Origin of the sequence: Pseudomonas mandelii, from assembly GCF_006438925.1 — a bacterium.
Lineage (GTDB): Bacteria > Pseudomonadota > Gammaproteobacteria > Pseudomonadales > Pseudomonadaceae > Aquipseudomonas > Aquipseudomonas mandelii_C.
Genome location: NZ_RCZA01000005.1, coordinates 1 through 18,896 on the forward strand (window position 1 = coordinate 1; position 18,896 = coordinate 18,896).

The window sequence follows — 18,896 nt, forward strand, 5'->3', positions numbered from 1 at the left end:
CAGACGCGCCTGTTTGCTCGACAGATCGGTTTGCAGCCGGTGACCACACCTGTGCGCAGCCCGCAGAGCAATGGCATGGCCGAGAGTTTCGTGAAGACGATCAAGCGTGACTACGTGGCGCACATGCCCAAGCCGGATCGAGAAACGGCGTTGCGTAACCTGGCAATTGCCTTCGAACACTACAACGAGCAGCATCCGCACAGCGCCTTGAACTATCGCTCACCGAGGGAGTTCAGGCGCTTAGCGGCAGCATCAATTTAACAGGGAGTTGGTGTCCGGTTTTGTAGGGGCAAGTCCAGCTTTGGAGGAGAGTGAGTCCATCATGTTGCGTTTTCAGGGGTTGCTGCGAATATCTGAACTTGAAGATACAAGGAGAAGGTCTGGCTTCGAATCGTTCCAGCCCACATCGCTACTGACGCAGGCGCACGAGTTTTTCGAGCCTTTGGCACAGGAGCAGGGGCTCACACTGCTCCTTGATCTATCTGCAGATCTGCCGGCGTTATCGGGTGATGTTTCTCTTCTGTTCGAGGCGTTGGTTAACCTTTTAGATAACGCTATCAAGTTCACGCCCAAGGGAGGTGTGATTCACTTGAGCGGCTCTCTGACGCTCAACTCGCTCACTATCGAGGTCTCAGACAATGGCCCAGGAATCCCTGAGGAAGAGCGTGAAAGCGTGATTCGCAGGCTTTATCGCGGCGACTCTACTCGTCAGCAACCTGGGCATGGACTGGGGCTTTCTCTGGTATCGGCAATTGTTCGGTTGCATGGGTTCGTACTACGCATCCAGGAATCGCCGCGCGGAGGAGGAGCCACTGTTTCCATTATCTGTCCCTTGCCCGAGATGATCTCAATCGTAGTCGAGTCTAATTAAATTTAATTTAATATGGGTTAATTTGAGCGTTCACAAGTCCTAATTTAGTTTGGCGCGTCTTTCTGCTAATCCGAGGCTGGCGCTTGTGAAACACCCTAAATTGCGGCTTACACTCATTCTTGCGTGTTCTTTTTTGACACCAGCTTGGGCGGCTCCAATATCCACCCCAAGTCCTGCTTCACCGACTGCCCGAGCGATGATCCCAGCACCACCGCAATTGAGCGCGAAATCCTGGGTGCTTATGGATGCAGCGACAGGCACGATTATAGGTAGTCAAAACGCTGATATGCGTTTGCCGCCGGCCAGCTTGACTAAGTTGATGACGGTGTACGTCGCTACCAATGAGATACAGGCTGGACGTCTTAAGGCCGACGATACGGCTACTGTCAGTGAAAACGCATGGAGAACCGGTGGTTCCAGGATGTTTCTTGATCCTGGCGCCGTTGTCCCTGTGCATGACCTGCTCCGTGGCGTGGTGATCGACTCTGGCAATGACGCCAGTGTGGCTCTGTCGGAGCACATAGCGGGTAGCGAAGATGCATTTGCCGGGTTGATGAATGTCACTGCAAATAAACTTGGGCTGACTGACACTCACTTCATGAACCCTACAGGCTTGCCGGCACCTGAGCACTATTCCTCGGCTCATGATATGGCCCGGCTTGCGCGGGCAATTATCAATGATGAGTCCGCTTACTACCCGCTATACGCGCACAAATATTTCACTTGGAACAACATTCGCCAACCCAATCGCAATCTTCTCCTCTGGCGCGACCCAAGTGTTGACGGGCTCAAAACTGGCCACACTGAGGAGGCCGGCTACTGCATGGTGACCTCTGCTCTTCGTGATGGGCGGCGTCTTATCAGTGCGGTATTTGGCTCGACCACGATGAACAATCGTGCAGAAGATGCTCAAAAAATCCTGAACTACGGCTTCCGCTTTTTTGAGACGAAGACCTTTGAACAAGGCGGGCAAGTATTAGCCAGGCCGCGACTGTGGAAGGGTGAGAAAAACGTAATTTCTGTTGGATTACTCGATAATGTGACATTGACGTTGCCCAAGAATAGTAATCGCAAGGTGGAAAGCCGCCTGCACATCAATAACGCTCTGGAGGCTCCTATTGCCGTCGGTGACATAGTCGGAAGTTACGAGTTGTATGACGGCGAGAATAAACTTGCGACGCGCTCTCTCATCGCATTAGAAGCGGGAGAATCTGGTGGTTGGTGGACGCGTGCCTGGGATGCATTCCATCTTTTTTTTGCAGGATTGTTTGATGTGAAGGACGATACTGGAGAGTTAAAGGTTTGAAGCTGGCTGGGTGATTTCTAGTCGCGATACACCTCCCAGACAACTCAAATGATTGCCACTAATCTGACGTGGCACGGGCGAAACCGTCCAGTTGCCTCAGCAGCCTCTATGCCCAACGACATTTGCCTCAATGGCCTTTAGCGTCGGCTCGTAATGTCAGCCGTTACAGACGGAGAATGTTCAATGGGTTGTCGCTTCCATGCAGTTCATATCTGATTCCGACCTAAAGGAAAATGTTAGCTGCACCATAGATCTCCCTGAATTACACTCGAATTTGCTGAGGGATCAGCCCCATCCGAAATACAAAAAGCCCGGCTTCGCGCCGGGCTTTCTGTTTCTGTCGTTCTGCGCAAGGATTTAGCCTGGGCTGAAATCACAAACCAAATTTCATATCAGCCTGTGGTCAAATCATTTTAGATGTCGGTTACCCACTGGAACGTGAGCGCTCCTAACGCAGTCATGGCAAGCAACGCTATGACATGAAGCGAGATACCCCCAACTGCAGGAATAAACCGTTCTTTGTGGCTTAACGTAGCCGATCCTGCCGAGGCCAGTGAGAAGACCGCGAGCCCTATGCAAAAGCTAGTGATGATCGCAAGGTGCCAGCGAGGGAAGAGCAGCGGCGAATCCACCCAAAAGCCGATGGTCAGGCCAATGAAGTACCCCCCGGCTAAATTCGCTACGAGCGCTCCTGCGGGCATGCTCGGAAAAAACTCCTTGAGCTTCGCCCCCAAAATACTGCGTAGCCACCCTCCAAGCGATGCGCTTATGGCGATGGCCACTAATGTTCTCACCAAGCTTACGAACTCCTTGCAGCTCTAGGGGCTGAGAGCTTATGTACGGAAGGAAAGGGATTGGTTATCCAAAGCGACCTGTGATGTAGTCTTCCGTCTGCTTCATTTTTGGTTTGGTGAAGATGGTATCGGTCACATCATGCTCAATCAATTCGCCCATAAACATAAAGGCGGTGTAGTCCGAAACCCGAGCCGCTTGCTGCATGTTGTGGGTCACGATGATGACGGTATATTGCTCTTTTAACTCAGTAATCAACTGCTCTATGCGCCCGGTGGAGATTGGGTCAAGCGCGGAAGTCGGCTCATCCAAAAGCAATACTTGTGGGCGCAAAGCGATGGTGCGCGCTATGCACAGGCGCTGTTGTTGACCACCCGAAAGGCTCTGTGCGCTTTGTTTGAGCTTGTCCTTTACCTCGTCCCAAAGCGCTGCTCCATTTAAGGCTTGCTCTACGCGTTCATCCATCTCACGACGGGAGAGTTGTTCATGGTGACGCACGGCGTAACCGACGTTGTCGTAAATGGACATCGGAAACGGTACCGGTTTCTGGAAGACCATGCCGATATGGCTACGCAGGCGGTTCATCGAGTAACCAGGCGCGAGAATATTCTCTCCGTTGAGCAGCACCTCGCCCCGCGCTTCCTGCTTCGGGTACATGGCGTAGATACGGTTGAACACCCGCAGTAACGTCGACTTCCCGCAACCTGATGGCCCAATGATCGCAGTGATACGTTTCTCTGGAATGTCCATATCGATGGAGTTCAGAGACCGCTGGTTATTGTAAAAAAACTCCAGGCCACGAACGCGAATTTTAGTTCTTTCGTCGGCAAGGTCACGGCTATTCATCAGGTCAACCTATTGCGTAAAAGGATCAAGCGGGACAGTAAACTGAGTACCAGTACAAACAAGGTCAGCACCAATGCGCCAGCCCAGGCCAGGGCGTGCCAGTCATCGAATGGGCTCATGGCGTACTGGAAAACCACTACGGGCACGCTGGCAATCGGTTTCAGAAGATTGCTGCTCCAGAACTGGTTGCCGAACGCTGTAAACAGTAGAGGAGCTGTTTCACCAGTGATTCTGGCCAGTGCGAGTAGCACACCGGTCACCACGCCCGCTTTTGCCGCTCGCAATACGATTTGTAGAGTCAATTTCCATTGCGGGACGCCTAACGCCAGCGCGGCTTCCCGCATGGTTGACGGTTGTAGTTGAAGCATCTCGTCAGTAGTTCTCACCACCACTGGAATCACCAATAGCGCCAGTGCCAGAGCGCCGGCGATAGCGGAGAAGCCAACCTGGTGATTAGTCAGTATGTTCAACGGCAAGATGACGCCGGTGTAGATGAACAACCCAAGCACAATGGACGGTGCCGACAGCAGAATGTCGTTAATAAAACGGACTGTGGTGCCTAGACGCGAGTGTCGTGCGAATTCCGCTAGCCAGATTCCCGCCATCAAGCCGATGGGCGTCCCGATAAGCAAGGCGATACCGGACATCAGCGCGCTGCCATAGAACGCATTTGCCAGTCCACCTTCCGTACCGGGCGGCGGCGTCATCTGCGTAAAGAGGCGAAGATTGAGCGCCTGAAATCCGTTGATCACTGTGGTCAGCAGAATCCAGACCAGCCAGATGAGACCGAACGCAGTGGCACCGCAACTGAGCACCAATGCAAGTCGATTCTTGAAAGCCCGAATCTGGTAGAGACGTTCGTTGCCGGTCATAGACCCTCCTTGCGTGAAAGCCGCATGAGCAGGAGTCGTGCTAGCGCCAATACGATAAAGGTGACGACAAACAGCAGAAAGCCCAGCGCAATCAGCGCGGAGCGATGCAGGTCGGTATAGGCTTCGCTGAACTCGTTGGCGATGACTGACGCAATGGAGCTGCTTGGCATCAGCAATGAGGCGGAGAATTGTTGAGCATTACCCAGCACGAAAGTCACTGCCATGGTCTCACCCAATGCGCGTCCGAGCCCGAGAAAAATTCCTCCGACAACCGCTGACCGCGTGTAAGGCAGAACAATGTCCCAGACCACTTCCCAAGTAGTGCTACCTAGCGCGTAAGCAGACTCCTTGAGGGTTGTTGGAACACTACGGAACACCTCATGCATGACAGAGGTGATGAAGGGCATGATCATGATTGCCAGCACAATACCTGCTGTCAGCATGCCAATCCCTAAGGGTGGGCCCTGAAACAGCGAACCCACCAAAGGAAGCTCACCCAGATAGTCATTGATCCAAGGTGATAGATGTTCTGCCATGAACGGGCCGAAAACGAACAGCCCCCACATGCCATAGATAATCGATGGAATTCCCGCGAGCAATTCAACCGCCGAGGCGACGGGCATCCGCAACCAGGGCGGTGCTACTTCAGTGAGAAAAATCGCGATGCCAAAGCTGACAGGAACCGCAATCAGCAGCGCCAGTAAAGAGGTCACCAAGGTGCCGTAAATCGGTACCAAAGCACCGAAGTGATTGTTGACGGCATCCCACTCAGTGCTTGTCAGAAAGTCGAGACCGAAAGTCTTGAACGCAAGACTACCGCCCCAAAGTGTCGAGGCGGCGATGCTCACCAGTAGCAACAGCACCAGCATTGCGGCGCCCAGCATTGAACGCTTGAACCAGAGATCATGGCGCTGATCGCGAGCCGCACGCTTATCACTCGTAACGTCGCCAGTGTGGAGGGTCATGGCCAAAGGTTGCACTGTGTCGTTCATCATACGTCTACTCACAAACAAACCCCTTCGCCAGGCAAAACTTGCTAGAGGAAGGGGTTTAAGTGTTGCTGAATCAATGGGCGAAGTCAGACTTCCAGTAACCTTCGATACGCGTCACCAGAGAGTCAGGCAGGGCTACATAGTCCAGCGCCGAGGCCTGTTGCTGGCCTTTCTCCAACGACCATTTGAAGAAGTTGAAGGCTGCTTGGCTTTGCTCGGCATTCTTTGGCTGTTTGTACATGATGATCCAGGTGGTCGCCGTGATCGGCCAGGCGCTATCGCCAGGCGCGTTGGTCATGATCAGGTTGAAGTCCTTGGCGTTAGCCCAGTCCGCAGTGTCGGCAGCCGCTTGGAACGCTTTGGCATTGGGCTGAATGAATTTCCCGGCGGCATTCTTCAACTGCGCGTGCGTCATCTTGTTTTGCAGCGCGTAGGCGTACTCAACATAACCGATTGAGTTTTTGATCTGCTTTACGTAGGCGGAGACACCTTCGTTGCCTTTGCCACCTACACCGACGGGCCAAGGCACAGCGGTGCCAAAGCCGATTTTTGATTTCCAGTCATCACTCACTTTGGAGAGGTAGTTGGTGAAGTTATACGAGGTGCCAGAACCGTCAGAGCGGTGAACGACGGTGATTTTGCTGTCGGGCAGTTTCATGCCTGAGTTCAGTGCGACGATAGCCGGGTCGTTCCAGACAGTAATCTCACCAAGGAAGATTTTCGCCAAGGTCTCACCGTCGAGCTTCAATTGGCCCGGCGCGACACCCTCAATGTTCATCACCGGCACGATGCCGCCAATGACACTGGGAAATTGGCCCAGACCACCAGCCTTGAGGTCATCGGCAGACAACGGGGCGTCGGACGCACCAAAATCTACTGTTGCAGCCTTGATCTGAGCGATACCGCCACCCGATCCAATCGACTAGTAATTGATACGGTTGCTGGAGCTTTTGCTGTAGTCCTGCGACCACTTGGACAAAACCGGATAGACAAAGCTGGAGCCCGCACCGGTAACATCGGTTGCATGAGCAAGGCCACTCATGCAGAGGGAAGCCAGCAAGACAGACAGGCTTTTTTTAGTCAGCAACATCACGACAACACCTCAATGAAAGGAGTTAAGTGGAGGTATCCACCTATCGGAGAAGTGACGATTTAATTCTTTATTTATTTCTGTCTGATGACAATTTTGGCGCTTTCTGCAATATTTTGAAATAAATGCGAGTCGATCACACTCGCTCGTTTGCTCGTCGAAAAAGCTCGACTGCACCCCCATGGGGCGGTCGTTTGACCCTCATATGCGGAAGCAATGGCTGTAAGCCGAGTGAGGTCAGGCAGTCCAAGTCGTGCTCACATAATGGACAAATAGGCCATGAGCAAAACGCCTAGGATTGCCGTGATTACATTAATGCTGGGGCCAGCATTGACGCTGTAACCAAGGGGGATCTCTACGGGCTTGAGGGTCTTGACTACCTTTTTGTATTGCCAGGATGACCAACAGGCAACCCATGAGCCCAGAATCAGAAAAGCGAGTCCGATCCAGAAAGAAAAATGCTTTCCTGGAGGGCCCAAAACACCTGGCTTTAGCATTTGCAGAAGTAGTCCGGATCGTTCAATCACAAAGCCAAATGCCATCAGCGAAAGGCTGGTTCGGTTCCATGCCAGCAGCGTTCGCTCAGCGGCAAAGAACACTCGTGGATCGTTCAGGTCGGACATTAAATACTCCTGGGCCCAGCAATGATTGAAATTGCGTTGGTCAAATGGAGCAGAAATCGGACAGTGTTTCCGTCATTCGCTTTCATGGCTATCACCTGATTAACACGTGCGTCGGCTTTCTAGTACAGAGAACAAATACATACCGGCCAACATTGCCAATACGAAAACGATGATTTGCCAATGAGCTGTGAGTAGAAGAACTACCGCCGGCCCAGGACATATTCCAGCTACTCCCCAACCAACACCAAACACAAGACTGCCACCAATCAAGCGGGGGTCTAGCTCCCGATTCATGGGTATCTGCATACGGGCACCCAGCAAGGACAGCTTCTTCTTCCGAGCCCAATTCAGGGGGATAACCGCCACCGCGATGGCACCTCCCATGACCAGAGCAAGTGACGGATCCCAGGCACCGGCCAAATCAAGAAAAGCCAAAACCTTGGCAGGATTCGCCATACCTGCCAGGAGTAAACCGAGCCCAAAGATCAGTCCGGCAATAAGTGCACTCAGCTTGGTCATCTTTAAATCCCCAATACATGACGAGTGGCATACACCGTTGCGAACCCTGCCGTCATAAAACAAACAGTTGCCACGATGGAGCGAGGAGATAATCGAGAGATCCCACAAACCCCGTGACCACTGGTACAGCCAGAACCGTAACGTGTTCCCACGCCGACGAGCAGACCCGCAATAATCAGGGCCGGCCACTCTGTTTTGATCTCGATTTCTGGCAGCATTGCAAACATCCCCCAGAACAAAGGAGCAATCAAAAGCCCAAGAAGAAATAGTGCTTTCTCGCTACAGCCTTCACTATCAAATTGCATCACGCTTCCAAGCAAGCCGCTGATGCCTGCGATGCGGCCATTTGCGAGAACAAACAAGCTAACCGCTAGCCCTATAAGGGCACCGCCGCCTAGCGAAGACCAAGGTGTGAAGTTGATCCAATCAATGCTCACTTTACATCTCCTACACAGAAGTGCTGGTAAAGGACATGGATCACAGCGAGCGCCGCATAGCTGCTGATCCGGTATCTACTCGTTTCTACAACTTGTGGACAAGATCACTCCGGAGCCATCAGCACTGCGAGTGTCATTTTGATGAACTCCTTATTTTTACTGATCGTGCCCAGCGCTCCACGAACGTTGTCAGCGACTTCAGCATATCCACGCTGCTCAACCTAAAGCGTCAACTCTATAATGGCCGCCTCAAGCGAGTTGGTTCTGATTGATCTTGAAAAGCAGGGATGGGAACAGGTCTGAATTTGGCATCTTGATCCTCCGTGGAACAGGTGAGCGTAGCAGCAGTAATGTCGTCGACGGGAAGGGATTAATTGTCGGGCAGACTTGAGAGCAGGGTACGTCTCGCAGGTGTTACACGATCCTGTCGAAGGTCGTTTTCAGCTTACACGTCTCATCGGAAATCTAAGAGGATCGCTTGCTGTAGTGGCTCCCAGCCGCTAATAGTTAAGGAGGGCTTGGAGAGGGCGTGAAGATGATTTTGAGATTTGTTGTTGTCCCTGCAATTCCAACAGAAACTGGCTCGATACGTAACGGATCGCGGTTCTACTGTCAGACCGCTCCTATAGGCTTCAACCTCTATGACAATGAAGAGAAGCGTCGGCTGAATACTACCTACCAGACACGAGAAGAAGCCGAGAGTGAGTGCCAGCGGCTTAATCTGGAGCGGCTTCAAAGCGCTCTGTCGGAACGGGGCTCGATGCCCGCTCTTTAAGCCATTCACTGGTTCAGTGAGGCATATCGTCGATCTAATCTGCGCACAGCGAAGCGCTGCTGTCCAAGCCAATTGCCAGGTGCTCACCAAGTTGTATTGGTTTGATCCGCAGGCCTAATCGGCAGCTGTCTCAATTTACGAAGTGCTCCCTAAACCATTCGAGGAGGAGGTTTTCCCCATCCCTAAGTGCCTTCTAGACTTGCGATAATGGCTTTCTGATTTCAGTCCGGTTACGCTGACGCGCAACAGGGAGGAAGCGCGATGAGCCAGTACCTTTTGAGTTTTGCAAGGCAGAATCTTGAAGGGCGTACAGATGCTTATCTCGTGCTTCTCTGGTGTATGTACCAGGCGAACCAGAGCAAGGGGCGCTACTCTGACCACATTAAAGCGCACATAACGGCGGCAGCTGACCAGCTGCTGGGTCGCAACTACCAGCGCATCGCCGCGCGCTTCAAAAAAGTGCTCGATAACAGGCCGGAATTGGATCGGATACCGCCTTCCGGCCTGGGGGCGTTGGACTATCTTCGCGTCAAAAACTTCCGTGGCTTCGGGGAGTTTGGCCCTGACGACAAAGGTACCTTCATTCGCTTCAGCAAGCTGAAAAACATCTTTTACGCCCCCAATGGCGGCGGCAAATCGTCCCTGTGCGAAGCGTTGGAAATCGGCACCACTGGAGATATCAAAGAAGCTGCCAGGCGTAAGACCAAGGTCAAACAGTACGTGGCACGGGGAGATATCAAGCCCCAGCTGATGCTCATGGGAGCGGACAAGCTCAAGGTCACGCCAAGTATCAGTTGGTCGAGCTGTTTCATCGATCGGAACCGTCTTCAGGAATTTTCTCTGTTGGGTTCCAAAGACACAGGCAGTGACGAAAGTGATGTCCTGGCCACCTTGTTTGGCTTGGAAGAACTCCAAGAGGTCATTTCTCGGTTCGTCCGTCCTGAAAGCTTCACGCTTAAAGCTTCAATGCGTGCTGATCAGGCCGAAGCTCTGGCAACCCTGGAACGCACTCAGGCTGGACTGGGCCAACTGCGGCTCAAGCACAGGGCAGACCTTCAAACATCAATCTCCGAAATTTGTAAGTTGCTAGGACTGGGGCCGGATCAAGACTTCGAGATTCGCCCAAAGGTGTTGCGGCTGCGCAAAACAATAGAAATGCATATCCGTGGAGCCGAGCGCCTGCGAACAGCCAAAGCCCCTGTCGCTATCCCGGCAAAGCAGGTGAGGCGTACCTGTTCCATCGCCAAGCGGTTGCTCCACCGCAGAATTGACATCGAGAAAGCGTTTCTGCAGAGGGCCCGCGACGTTAACTATCGCGCCGTCTTTGAGGCGTTGGAGGCTATTGAGCAGTTGCAAACAGGGGAATCCTGTCCCGCATGTCTGACGCCCCTCGACAAGGTCGTCGTGAACCCGTTCGAGAGGGCGCGTGAGGAGATCAAAGCGTTGGGTGCTCTAGAGTCCTTGAAGCAATCCAAGCAACGAAATGATGCCCGGATTGCGCTCTGGGCTTCAAGAGTTGCTACGGGAATTAGCGCTGTAAAGGGCAATGAGAATGCCGACGTTCCTTGTTCGCTGAAGATGGACGAGTTGGTGGCGGTGCTCGCAGAATTTCACGCCGCTACAGATCGCTCGGAAGTGTCGCCGTCCGTCCTTGACTCATTCTTGAAGCTTTGCACGGAAAGTACAGATGAGATTGAGGCCTACCTTCGTACCTGTGAGCGCAAGCGCCGGGAGGTTGACCAAGCAGAAGTCCAGGCAGCCCGCCTTGAAAAACAGGTGGTACAACTGAAAAGGATTGATGAGTCGCTGAAGCAGCAGTTTGACAGCAAAACCCGAGCGAAAAGCGAGTTCAAGGCCATTAACGACCGGATGGCAGACCTGGTAACGCAAAAAGCGGCGTTGCTAAACGATGCCGTTGATAACAGTCACTACAACCAGTTACTCAAGGATTTAGAAGTCGAGTATCGGACGCTGTATCGCGATCTACTGGACTACAAGCTTGAGCTAGAAAAAACGCGTATTACAGGGATAGAAGCCAAGGCTGCCGAGTACTACCGAGCGATCAATAACCACGACGATGACCATGAGCAGATAGAGACGTTGAGCTTTGAGAAGCTCGCTGATAGCTACAGGATCAAGATCACCAATGTGGACGGATCCTTGCTTGATGCGTTTGCAGTGCTCAGCGAGGGGCATCTGAGGGCATTGGGTTTATCAATTCTCTTGGCGATGGCTGAGAAAAACAATTTCCCACTCATAGTTTTCGACGACGTCGTCAATGCTATCGACACGGATCACAGATCCAACATCATTGATCTATTTTTCAGCGATGCCTACCTTTGCCGGATTCAAATGGTAGTGACTACACATGACCGTCTCTTTTGGGAGCGCTTCTGTATCATTGCCGACCGTCACCCTCAGTGTGACCAGCACGCAAGCCATGTGCTCAGCTACACGAATAAAGGCGTCGTGGTTATTGATCACGCGGGTGGTTTTCAGAAGAAAGTACATGTGGCGCTGTCGGTCTTCGACGTTCGCCAGGCGTTGCTGTATTGCCGTATCTGGTTTGAATCTATGGTGCTTGAGTTCTGCATCGAAAACAGCGTTAAAGTCACCGCGAACTTCAATAAATCGCAGCTTAAGAAGAACATGTACCTTCAAGTCAGCCTGGAGCACACCTTCGCGCTGGTTGAACCGTTCATTGACTACGACTTGTCGCACTTCAATTTCATTAAGAATGATTTAGTGAACTGGGGTGGACAGAACCAGGAGCATCACGCCTTCGATGAGGGTAGCCTGAATTTCGTGCACTCGAAGACTAGCAGTGAAGTCTTGAGAATCTACGATGCCATCCGCTTCCTGGAATGCCAGCTCTTCACGGGAAGGAAAAAGGAGTCTGGGGAGAGGTACCTTACCGTGGTTCAAGAAAAAATCGAGAGGAGCCGGAGAAGGCTGGCGGGGCTCGCTAGGGCGCCGGAAGAGGTGCAGAAGGAGCATCAAGCGGTATTGAAATCCCTTGAAAAGCGTGCGGTGGAGCTCGGTGAGGAGCTTCAGTTCATCGACCGGTGCCTCGCCAGCGTCGCCCAACGCGAGCAGGGGATTGAGCAAACCGCTCGGGTACCGCCCGCCTAGATTTCAATAAACGCATCAAGATCGAGAAGTGCTCGTGGGCATGGCCTGACTTCGCTACGCACTCCTCAACCTACCGGAGAAGCGCTTCGCTGTTGGTGGTTTTAAGGTCAATACCCATCACACTCGTTTTAGGGTATGGAGGATAAGACTCTTGCTAACAGACGTACCCGTGAATGACTCTCTCGAGCTCAGCCTTTACGAGTTCGTATCCCGCTTCCGTTTGAGCAAACTCCAATGGTGTGCTTCCATCGAAGGCAGTTTTGGGGTGGTTCAGCCAAACATCCGCTTTCGCTTTGTTGCCAAATACCTGCTCGGCTTGGCGTCGGATCAGCTCAAGGTGATTCACTTTTTTGACTCTCGGAGTTCTGTTGTTGTTCTCTCGTTTCAACTGGCCGTCGAGGTTGATGCTGGGGCCTTGATGCAATATTCGCGAAACGACTTGATGCCGCGTTTGATGATCAATATTGGCTTAATCATGTAGCGATAGCTGATTAGCAGATTGAGCGCGATCCAGCATAACTGGTAAGTCGAGCCATGGAATCCTCCGTGGTGCGTGCTGTTTTGCCAGAAGCCATACGCAACAAAAATAGTAAAGATGGCGACCGCTAGAGGGAGGATGCTGAGCCTTCCCAGGGAGACGGCAATGAAGGGAATTGTGACAACTGAGCGGACAGGTTCGTTGTCGAGCTGAATGGCCCATATCCGGTTGACGTTGTCTTTGCCCGGCTGGTATGTCGCTCGAATTCGGTTGCCTGCCTTTACATGGGCATCGAGAACGTCTGGGATTTCGAGTTTTTCGTGCTTCTTGCCGTCAATTTTCCAGTAGTGATAGCTGACCATGTCGCCGCCAAAGCCTCGCGATTTCTCGTCGAGCCGACCATCTACGATTTGCATTTCCTTCATTTTGATCCCTGTCCTTGTGTTTGGAGTGATGGCAAAAGGATATTTTCGCCAGATACTAAGGAATACTTAGCATATCGTCAAAGCGAATCTAAGAATCTCTTAGCCTTTTGCGGCGAGAGAAATGACGACTTTCAGCAGGCGTTTGAAAGAGGCACGCAAGGCAAGAGGGTTTTCACAGGAGCGTTTGGGGATTGAGGCGGGCATTGAGCCGGCCACAGCTTCGGCGCGGATGTCTCAATACGAAAAGGGCGTTCACCTGCCTGGTGAAAGCATTGTGAAGCAGATTGCGACGGTGCTGGATCTACCCGTGGCGTATTTTTATTGTGCAAACGACGATGAAGCTCATCTGCTGCAATGCTTTCATTGCCTGAAACAAGATGATCGAAAACAAGTGGTCGACTTGGCCGAGAGCCTTGCTTTCAGTCAATGATGCCCACCCGTTAGATTGGCAAGCTTTCCAAATGGCCTCCGCGCTACTGACAACGGCGCCTCTTCTTTGTTGTCGGGTGAGTCGTCACTAACGCCATGTGGATTTGAGCCAGACACAGGTGTTCCCTCCGCTAGCGGTGCTGGAAGTGTTGGCAGAATTTTGGCTGAATCTGGATATCGGCGTGTGATTTCGGAGGGCGGATGGCAACGACAATAGGCGATCATTCATACAATTGCCGAGCCAGCTGAAATATTCACATCGCTTGATTCAAGGAGTTTTCTGAATGCTGGTGCAAGAGGCAGTGAGCTTTACTAAAGAGGATCAACGTATCCTGGATTCTTTGATGCCTGGACAGGAGGGATGGCACACGCCGAGTGATCTAGAGTGCTTGCCTACCTGCCCATATTCAAGTCGGTGTGACGGCCATGGGCCGGCAAAGAAAGTTTGCTCAGATGATTGGAGGCGAGCGCCCTTGGATGAATTTTCCTCCAAGGTTTTCGTGCATGTCCTGGAAAACTTTGATTTTTACAACCAGGGCGATTTACCGCATTTAACCGTCCAATCAGATCAAGTGGCGGCGCTTCATTTCAAATTCCTGAAAGCATGGGAAAGCTTGGTTGCCCCGGAGTATGCGGAAGGATCTCTGCAAATGACCAAGCATCGCCGACGTGAGCGAGCCAATGGTGTCTCTAAACTGCTGAAGAGCGAGCGTTTCTTTCAAACGAAAAAGCTTGAGTGTGAGGCGTGTGGCGTTGATTTTTACGCGCTTTACGGAACGCAGGGCTTTCGGGTAATCGAGTGCCATCACCAGATCCCACTGGCTCATGCCAACCATAAAGGGAAAACCAATGTGGAGGATTTAGCGCTGCTATGCGCGAATTGCCACAGGCTCGCTCACACATCGGAGTCACTGCATCTAACCGAGGCATTGCGCCAATACGTTCAGGGTAGGCAGGTAAATAATGGAAGACTCAGCGCGGCTTTAGAACCGCGCTGAGCTTCTTCCCTGCATGCTCCTATTCGTATCCCTGGGAGATAGCGGGCACCAAATCTTCTGAGGTTACCTGAATAGTGAATCACGTGATCCTGGCCGACATAGATACCGTGGTGGGTATATAGGCCGCGCCCGACAATGAGGTGAGATCCAGCGGGTAACGTAGGCATGGTGAGCTTCAGAGGACGCTCTTTAAGGAAGCAGCAGCGAGTTCGTCACATTCCGGTATGGCGGTGCGCTATCATCGGTAACTCTTGTATCAATACGTACCGCAGTGACTGTGGGTATCAAGTAAAGACCATTTTGGGCGGTTCTCCCGAACAGCCTTTCAGCGGCATAGGAGACAGGGATGTTCCGTCGTTTAGCTCAGGTGTTTTCGTCGCAGTGCGAGTACGTCAGCTCTCGCTTGAATCATGCGATGGGAGAGTACAAGCGCTATAGAAAAGCTGGCGACAAAGCCGTGGCTGCCGCACGTGAATACTTGGCTGTTCCCATCGGCAAAAATGTCTTCGAGCCGCTCACGCCTGTTCTTCTGGAGATGGATCGGTCACGTCGTTACGAGAGTGAGTTGCTGAGCGCACTGAGCAACGACCAAATTCGCAATATTGCGATTACGGGTGAGTACGGCGCCGGCAAAAGTAGCGTCATTCGTACGTTTGTCGATCGTCACCCTGAACTCACCTATGCATTCGTATCGCTGGCCGCCTTCGGAAAAGATCTGAGCACAGGTGGGGCAGGGAAAGTGCCCCCGGCTGATTCTTCTGTCGCTCCCGCTGATCCCAGTCCAGCGCCCAAAGAAGCAGAGAAAAAAAACGATTCGGACATCTTGACACGCATCGAGGAAACTATCGTTCAGCAGCTGCTGTACGCGGTACCGTCACATGAACTGCCGAAGAGTCGACTAAAGCGAATCATTCAGGCGTCTTCGTCCATCATCTGGGGGCGTACGTTTTTCTATCTTTTTATGATCGTAGGCATACTGCGAATTTACGTCCCGACGGTTGAGACGTTACCCAAAGTCGACCCGGCTTGGTTGGTCGAATGGCTTTTGTGGATTCCGGGATGGACAGCTGTTCTGGTGCTGGGAGTAGGTGGCATCTACATGCTGTTCTCGGTGTTGAAGCTGATGTCTCTGTTCAGCATTGACGGCTTCACAATCAAGGGCGGAAAACTGGAAACGACTCACCACGGCTCCGTGCTGCACAAAAATGTTGATGAGATCATCTACTGCTTTGAACGCAGCAAGATCGACATCGTGGTGATCGAGGATCTGGACAGATTTGGAATTCACGACGTTTTCACGCGTTTGCGGGAAATCAATTTCATCATCAAGCAGTCCCCGCAGATCAAAAGACCGGTTTACTTCATCTATGCGCTTCGGGATGAGCTGTTTGCCGTCGGTGAGAAAACGAAATTTTTTGACCTGATCATCCCGATTATCCCCGTGGTCAACTCCGAGAACTCTCGCGAGCAAATGTTCAAGATGCTTCGTGAGCGACAGTTCAGGGGGGCAGCGTTGGACATTGGGCTTAATGAGACGTTGGTCGAAACCGTTTGTTACCTCATCGATGACATGCGGTTGATCAAGAACATCGTCAACGAATTCGACATGTTCTCCAGCATTCTCAGCGGTGGCTCCGGCCTGAAGCTTGATCCAAATAAGCTGTTTTCGATCATTGCGATTCGCAATCTGCATCCTGCTGAATACGCTGACCTGGTCAAACGACGTGGGGCCATTTACGAGACCATCCAAGGATTCAACGAGTGGCGATTCCAGCAGTCCAAGCAGGCTGAAGATGCCTACCAGGCGTTGCGAGAGAAGCGGGAAAAGCGGGTACAGGAAATCGCTGGGAGTGTGGCAGAGCTGCGGGCGTACGTATGGCTAGAGCTTGTTAAAAAATCCGGCTTTGCGGCAACCCATGTTTGGATGCCAAGTGGCAGTCAATTTTCGTTGACTGACTTTGTTAAGGATGATGTTTTTGAGTCGATTTTTTCTCAAAGCATTCATTTAACGATGGCCATCAACGACATGTACGGGAATGCCAACCAGACCGCAGCACCTTTTGACTCAAAGCAGCTACTGACATCGACGTCATACTCAAAAAGATATGATCTGCTTCAGCGAACCCTTGCTGATATCGATGATGAAATGGCCGAACTCCGAATTGAGGCAGGCCGAATTAATCACCAAACCTTCCGAACTGCTGCCAAAAAAGCCTACGGCGATGTCATCACTCAAAAACTGAACGGCTTGGACATCGTTGTTTACCTGATGCGTCACGGATACTTCGATACCGATTACACGGACTATTTCGGCTACTTCTACGCAGGATCCCTCACATCCGAAGACAAAAACCTGATCCTTGAGCTGAGACGTGGTGTCTCTGTGGACATCGCGACTGTGATCAGTGCCCCGAAAAAGGCCGCCGAAAAACTGGATACTGACGATTTGAGCGATGGCAGAGGAATTATTGTCGCGCTGATCGAGTACCTTTCTAGCTGTCCATACAACGATTCCAGCATGAGCCATGAGCGCAGTAAGCTCGCGACTATTCTTGGGAGTGGGCTTGATGGGCACCTGGACAGAATGGCGCAAGCGACCGAAATTTTGATATCGACCGCTGCAACGCAAAAGTTCATTCAGGCTATTTATATTCTGGAGCCTGGGTTGTTCCAAGCGTTGTTGAACGCTAAGCGATTCGAGTCAGCAGTGCTGAGGCAAGCACTGATCAGCGCAGTTATGGATGGATTGGAGGTTGCCCAGCTCACTCAAGTTGACGCTATACCGGGCAAGGGTATCTATGATGCCATCGCGAGTCTCGAAGACGTGTCGCGATTGATGCATGGACTCGAAGCAGGAGGTAAAGGCTGGTCTTGGTTGAAAGAGCTGCCGATGCGTTTCTCAGCACTAAATGACAGCATCCTCCTGGACGACCTCAAGAAGCTAATCGGATGGGGCTGTGTTGAGGTAAACCTGAACATGCTCACGCTGATTTGCCAAAAAGCCGAACCCGTTAATGCAAGCAAATCTGATCACAGTGTAAGTATCATTTCCTATCGTCGACTGCAGGCCCTTCATATTGATGGCCTGAATAAACTCCTGGTTGAGGCCGCGGAGGAGTTTGCAAACACGCTTTTAGCCCAGGTTGGCACGCTGGACGAGTCTGCGACCTCCTTTACAGAACTGCTATGGGCCATCCTGGAAGAGTCGGACGATTCAGATGCCGTAGATCAGCTGTTTGAACGAACGACATGCACCTTCGACCGGCTTGAAGAAACCACCCCATCGTTGTGGGCGAAAATGCTGCTGTCTGATCGGGTGAAATTGAAGGCTGTTGCAGTGTGGACATTTTTCAAAGACGTACTCGTACCTGCTTTGGAGCATAAAGGTTGCGAAACCTTGGATATGGAGGCCTTCGCAAACTTCATCCAGCGCCATGAAAAGGAGCTAAAAGAGGAACTCTGGGGCCTCAACCCCTCTCTGCATCGAGAGCTGCAGACGTTCCTAATCGCCCCAACAGGGATATCTAACGAAACACTTGAAGTGCTCTTCACGAACGTCGTCTTGAGCGATCCCGCGATTCTTAAGGGACTGCAATCCAGGGAGCGTTGGGAGATGCTCGCAAGCGCGCCGTTTCTCGCGTACAGCCCTGAAATCCGCGAGAGCATCAAGACATTCAGTGCAGAATTGGAAGCTCCGTATCTCGTGGCACATTGGTTAGAGGCACGCGACCATATTGATCTATCTCAAATATCGATCGACATGGCATTGCCACTCAGTAAAAGCGGTGCGCTTGAGCTGAATGAAAAGATTCAGATGTGGACGGCGATGCCGATTGAAGCCTTTGACACCAATATCGAGGCCGTCAAAGAGGTCGCTGAAACCTGCGGCGTCGCTAATCGACACTCAACAAGCTTTCCGCCGGCGCTCATCCCCGAGCTCAAGAAGTTCGCAGCTGGGGAGGGCCTGACTTCAGCTCAGCGCTCTGAAGTTCTAATCCAATGCTTGCCATCGTGCAGTTGGGCAGAGGCAGCCACGATTCTTGGTATGTTGAGTGATGGCGGTTTCACAAAGCTTTCACCGAATGTCAAAAAAATCGAGGTGCCAAACACCGTTCTCAACATGAGACTGGTCAACGCTCTTAAAACGAAAGGCTTCGTTCAGACAGTAACGGAAGAAGACGCTGTCATCAGCGCTACCGCGAAGCCTAAAGGCATGATCTGACCTGACGCTCGCTCATTGCTACTGTGAGGACGATGCCGTTGCGATTCATCTATCCCCGCAATGGCCTAAAGAATGCTCGGATCTCATCA

Annotated in this window: 17 protein-coding genes and 2 pseudogenes; 7 read left to right on the forward strand and 12 right to left on the reverse strand. The window is 52.0% G+C overall.

The features are described 5' to 3' along the window. The 3 genes from EAH74_RS12455 to EAH74_RS12465 all read left to right on the forward strand — a co-directional run. Positions 1-261, forward strand: a 261-nt coding sequence (locus EAH74_RS12455; RefSeq protein WP_140678765.1) for an integrase core domain-containing protein, incomplete at its 5' end; no start/stop codon positions are given. 61 nt (positions 262-322) lie between these two features. Then, positions 323-871, forward strand: coding sequence for a sensor histidine kinase (locus tag EAH74_RS12460; RefSeq protein ID WP_140678767.1), 549 nt, complete (start codon positions 323-325; stop codon positions 869-871). Between the two features lie 196 nt (positions 872-1,067). Next, complete coding sequence (locus tag EAH74_RS12465) at positions 1,068-2,177, forward strand: D-alanyl-D-alanine carboxypeptidase family protein (RefSeq protein ID WP_140679419.1); 1,110 nt, start codon at positions 1,068-1,070, stop codon at positions 2,175-2,177. A gap of 413 nt (positions 2,178-2,590) precedes the next feature. On the opposite strand, the gene EAH74_RS12470 is transcribed toward EAH74_RS12465, so the two are convergent. From EAH74_RS12470 to EAH74_RS33325, 9 genes and pseudogenes are all read right to left on the reverse strand, one after another. Continuing rightward, positions 2,591-2,971: a CrcB family protein gene (locus EAH74_RS12470; RefSeq protein ID WP_345789576.1), complete on the reverse strand. Its 381-nt coding sequence runs from the start codon at positions 2,969-2,971 to the stop codon at positions 2,591-2,593. 64 nt (positions 2,972-3,035) lie between these two features. Next, the gene (gene pstB, locus EAH74_RS12475) at positions 3,036-3,815 is read right to left on the reverse strand and encodes a phosphate ABC transporter ATP-binding protein PstB (protein ID WP_140678771.1); all 780 of its coding nucleotides are present in this window, start codon (positions 3,813-3,815) and stop codon (positions 3,036-3,038) included. Beyond that, positions 3,815-4,687, reverse strand: coding sequence for a phosphate ABC transporter permease PstA (gene pstA, locus EAH74_RS12480; protein WP_140678773.1), 873 nt, complete (start codon positions 4,685-4,687; stop codon positions 3,815-3,817). Before pstA ends, pstB begins: the two co-directional genes overlap by 1 nt. Further along, complete coding sequence (pstC, locus tag EAH74_RS12485; RefSeq protein ID WP_140679421.1) at positions 4,684-5,679, reverse strand: phosphate ABC transporter permease subunit PstC; 996 nt, start codon at positions 5,677-5,679, stop codon at positions 4,684-4,686. The genes pstA and pstC overlap by 4 nt, the downstream gene beginning before the upstream one ends. A gap of 73 nt (positions 5,680-5,752) precedes the next feature. After that, positions 5,753-6,769, reverse strand: a pseudogene (gene pstS / locus EAH74_RS12490) (phosphate ABC transporter substrate-binding protein PstS). A 257-nt stretch (positions 6,770-7,026) separates the two neighbouring features. Next, positions 7,027-7,392, reverse strand: a complete 366-nt coding sequence (locus tag EAH74_RS12495; RefSeq protein WP_140678775.1) for a YidH family protein — start codon at positions 7,390-7,392, stop codon at positions 7,027-7,029. A 99-nt stretch (positions 7,393-7,491) separates the two neighbouring features. Beyond that, entirely contained in the window at positions 7,492-7,911 is a 420-nt protein-coding gene (locus EAH74_RS12500; RefSeq protein ID WP_140678777.1) for a DUF6691 family protein, read from the reverse strand. Between the two features lie 2 nt (positions 7,912-7,913). Next, a complete protein-coding gene (locus EAH74_RS12505) occupies positions 7,914-8,348 on the reverse strand; it encodes a YeeE/YedE family protein (protein ID WP_140678779.1) in 435 nt (144 codons plus the stop codon). Between the two features lie 104 nt (positions 8,349-8,452). Continuing rightward, positions 8,453-8,660 (reverse strand): annotated as a pseudogene (locus EAH74_RS33325) (hypothetical protein). Between the two features lie 724 nt (positions 8,661-9,384). On the opposite strand from EAH74_RS33325, the gene EAH74_RS12520 reads away from it, so the two are divergent. Next, a complete protein-coding gene (locus EAH74_RS12520) occupies positions 9,385-12,255 on the forward strand; it encodes an AAA family ATPase (protein ID WP_140678781.1) in 2,871 nt (956 codons plus the stop codon). Between the two features lie 154 nt (positions 12,256-12,409). Here EAH74_RS12520 and EAH74_RS12525 read toward each other — a convergent pair whose 3' ends face one another. Together EAH74_RS12525 and EAH74_RS12530 are read right to left on the reverse strand one after the other, a co-directional pair. After that, the gene (locus EAH74_RS12525) at positions 12,410-12,601 is read right to left on the reverse strand and encodes an MbcA/ParS/Xre antitoxin family protein (RefSeq protein WP_140678783.1); all 192 of its coding nucleotides are present in this window, start codon (positions 12,599-12,601) and stop codon (positions 12,410-12,412) included. 38 nt (positions 12,602-12,639) lie between these two features. Beyond that, positions 12,640-13,158, reverse strand: a complete 519-nt coding sequence (locus tag EAH74_RS12530; protein WP_140678785.1) for a hypothetical protein — start codon at positions 13,156-13,158, stop codon at positions 12,640-12,642. 121 nt (positions 13,159-13,279) lie between these two features. Between EAH74_RS12530 and EAH74_RS12535 the strand changes: the two genes are divergently transcribed. Further along, the gene (locus EAH74_RS12535) at positions 13,280-13,588 is read left to right on the forward strand and encodes a helix-turn-helix domain-containing protein (RefSeq protein ID WP_140678787.1); all 309 of its coding nucleotides are present in this window, start codon (positions 13,280-13,282) and stop codon (positions 13,586-13,588) included. A 472-nt stretch (positions 13,589-14,060) separates the two neighbouring features. Then, positions 14,061-14,585, forward strand: a complete 525-nt coding sequence (locus tag EAH74_RS12540; RefSeq protein WP_161600328.1) for an HNH endonuclease — start codon at positions 14,061-14,063, stop codon at positions 14,583-14,585. On the opposite strand, the gene EAH74_RS33600 is transcribed toward EAH74_RS12540, so the two are convergent. After that, a complete protein-coding gene (locus EAH74_RS33600) occupies positions 14,531-14,752 on the reverse strand; it encodes a lecithin retinol acyltransferase family protein (RefSeq protein WP_140678791.1) in 222 nt (73 codons plus the stop codon). The two genes, EAH74_RS12540 and EAH74_RS33600, sit on opposite strands and share 55 nt — an antisense overlap. A 179-nt stretch (positions 14,753-14,931) precedes the next feature. Here EAH74_RS33600 and EAH74_RS12550 point away from each other — a divergent pair, with 179 nt between their 5' ends. After that, positions 14,932-18,807, forward strand: a complete 3,876-nt coding sequence (locus tag EAH74_RS12550) for a hypothetical protein (protein ID WP_140678793.1) — start codon at positions 14,932-14,934, stop codon at positions 18,805-18,807. Positions 18,808-18,896 lie beyond the last annotated feature (89 nt).